General features: G+C 53.8%; 1 rRNA gene. It reads left to right on the top strand.

Annotated features, from left to right (window positions below):
* The first annotated feature begins 122 nt into the window (after positions 1 to 122).
* Positions 123 to 3,030 (top strand): 23S ribosomal RNA (locus tag Xind_RS25470).
* Positions 3,031 to 3,202: the final 172 nt, after the last annotated feature.

Below are 3,202 nucleotides of genomic sequence, written 5' to 3'. Positions count from 1 at the left end.
GCTCTTTAACAATCTGGAACAAGCTGAAAAATTGAAACATTCAGTGACACGGCTTTCTGAGTGAAAGCGGTCATTGAAGAGTCTCTCAACAACCCCAGTCCGAAGACCCCTTCGGGTTGTGAGGTTAAGCGACTAAGCGTACACGGTGGATGCCTAGGCAGTCAGAGGCGATGAAGGACGTGCTAATCTGCGATAAGCGCCGGTAAGGTGATATGAACCGTTATAGCCGGCGATGTCCGAATGGGGAAACCCAGTGCAATCCGTTGCACTATCGTTTGATGAATTCATAGTCAAACGAGGCGAACCGGGGGAACTGAAACATCTCAGTACCCCGAGGAAAAGAAATCAACCGAGATTCCCCCAGTAGCGGCGAGCGAACGGGGAGGAGCCCAGAACCAGCAACAGCTTGTGTGTCAGTGGAAGCGTCTGGAAAGGCGCACAGTAAAGGGTGACAGTCCCGTACACGAAGATGCATAAGGTGGGAGTTCGATGAGTAGGGCGGGACACGTGGTATCCTGTCTGAACATGGGGGGACCATCCTCCAAGGCTAAATACTCCTGACTGACCGATAGTGAACCAGTACCGTGAGGGAAAGGCGAAAAGAACCCCGGCGAGGGGAGTGAAAGAGAACCTGAAACCGTGTACGTACAAGCAGTGGGAGCACCCTTTGGGGTGTGACTGCGTACCTTTTGTATAATGGGTCAGCGACTTATATTCTGTAGCAAGGTTAACCGTATAGGGGAGCCGCAGGGAAACCGAGTCTTAACGGGGCGTTAAGTTGCAGGGTATAGACCCGAAACCCGGTGATCTAGCCATGGGCAGGTTGAAGGTTGGGTAACACTAACTGGAGGACCGAACCGACTAATGTTGAAAAATTAGCGGATGACTTGTGGCTGGGGGTGAAAGGCCAATCAAACCGGGAGATAGCTGGTTCTCCCCGAAAGCTATTTAGGTAGCGCCTCGTGAACTCATCTTCGGGGGTAGAGCACTGTTTCGGCTAGGGGGTCATCCCGACTTACCAACCCGATGCAAACTGCGAATACCGAAGAATGTTATCACGGGAGACACACGGCGGGTGCTAACGTCCGTCGTGAAGAGGGAAACAACCCAGACCGCCAGCTAAGGTCCCCAAGTTCTGGTTAAGTGGGAAACGAAGTGGGAAGGCTCAGACAGCCAGGATGTTGGCTTAGAAGCAGCCATCATTTAAAGAAAGCGTAATAGCTCACTGGTCGAGTCGGCCTGCGCGGAAGATGTAACGGGGCTAAACCAGGCACCGAAGCTGCGGCAGCGACACGAATGTGTTGCTGGGTAGGGGAGCGTTCTGTAAGCCGTTGAAGGTGAACTGTGAGGTTGGCTGGAGGTATCAGAAGTGCGAATGCTGACATAAGTAACGATAATGCGGGTGAAAAACCCGCACGCCGGAAGACCAAGGGTTCCTGTCCAACGTTAATCGGGGCAGGGTGAGTCGACCCCTAAGGCGAGGCTGAAAAGCGTAGTCGATGGGCAACAGGTTAATATTCCTGTACTTGGTGTTACTGCGAAGGGGGGACGGAGAAGGCTATGTCATCCGGGCGACGGTCGTCCCGGTTTAAGCGTGTAGGTGGGGGTTCCTGGTAAATCCGGAGCCCTGATAACACTGAGGCGTGATGACGAGGCACTGCGGTGCTGAAGTGACAGATGCCCGGCTTCCAGGAAAAGCCTCTAAGCATCAGGTAACATGAAATCGTACCCCAAACCGACACAGGTGGTCAGGTAGAGAATACTCAGGCGCTTGAGAGAACTCGGGTGAAGGAACTAGGCAAAATGGTGCCGTAACTTCGGGAGAAGGCACGCTGGCGTCAGGTGAAGAAACTTGCTTTCGGAGCCGAGGCCAGTCGCAGAGACCAGCTGGCTGCAACTGTTTAATAAAAACACAGCACTGTGCAAACACGAAAGTGGACGTATACGGTGTGACGCCTGCCCGGTGCTGGAAGGTTAATTGATGGGGTTATCCTTAGGGAGAAGCTCTTGATCGAAGCCCCAGTAAACGGCGGCCGTAACTATAACGGTCCTAAGGTAGCGAAATTCCTTGTCGGGTAAGTTCCGACCTGCACGAATGGCGTAATGATGGCCAGGCTGTCTCCACCCGAGACTCAGTGAAATTGAACTCGCTGTGAAGATGCAGTGTACCCGCGGCAAGACGGAAAGACCCCGTGAACCTTTACTATAGCTTGACACTGAACCTTGAGCCTTGATGTGTAGGATAGGTGGGAGGCCTGGAAGTGTGGACGCCAGTCTGCATGGAGCCATCCTTGAAATACCACCCTTGAATGTTTGATGTTCTAACGTAAGCCCGTTATCCGGGTTGCGGACAGTGTCTGGTGGGTAGTTTGACTGGGGCGGTCTCCTCCCAAAGCGTAACGGAGGAGCACGAAGGTCAGCTAATCACGGTCGGACATCGTGAGGTTAGTGCAAAGGCATAAGCTGGCTTGACTGCGAGCGTGACGGCGCGAGCAGGTACGAAAGTAGGTCTTAGTGATCCGGTGGTTCTGCATGGAAGGGCCATCGCTCAACGGATAAAAGGTACTCCGGGGATAACAGGCTGATACCGCCCAAGAGTTCATATCGACGGCGGTGTTTGGCACCTCGATGTCGGCTCATCACATCCTGGGGCTGAAGTAGGTCCCAAGGGTATGGCTGTTCGCCATTTAAAGTGGTACGCGAGCTGGGTTTAGAACGTCGTGAGACAGTTCGGTCCCTATCTGCCGTGGGCGCTGGAAGATTGAAAGGGGCTGCTCCTAGTACGAGAGGACCGGAGTGGACGCACCACTGGTGTTCGGGTTGTCATGCCAATGGCACTGCCCGGTAGCTAAGTGCGGAAGAGATAACCGCTGAAAGCATCTAAGCGGGAAACTTGCCTTGAGATGAGTCTTCCCTTATCCCCAGAGGATACTGAAGGAGCGTTCGAGACGAGGACGTGGATAGGCTGGGTGTGTAAGCGTGGCGAGACGTTGAGCTAACCAGTACTAATGTACCGTGCGGCTTAACCTGACAACACCGAAGGGGTTTTGGGGGCGTTGGAGAGAAAGACGAAAAGTTTCAGAGACGGGAGTGGCCTGGGCCAGTCCGGCAGCTTGTTCGGGATTGAAAACAGGATTTGTCTGGCGGCAATAGCGCGGTGGTCCCACCTGACCCCATGCCGAACTCAGCAGTGAAACGCCGT

Source organism: Xenorhabdus indica (assembly GCF_014467235.1).
GTDB lineage: Bacteria > Pseudomonadota > Gammaproteobacteria > Enterobacterales > Enterobacteriaceae > Xenorhabdus > Xenorhabdus indica.
This window is presented reverse-complemented; position numbering and strand designations above follow the sequence as displayed.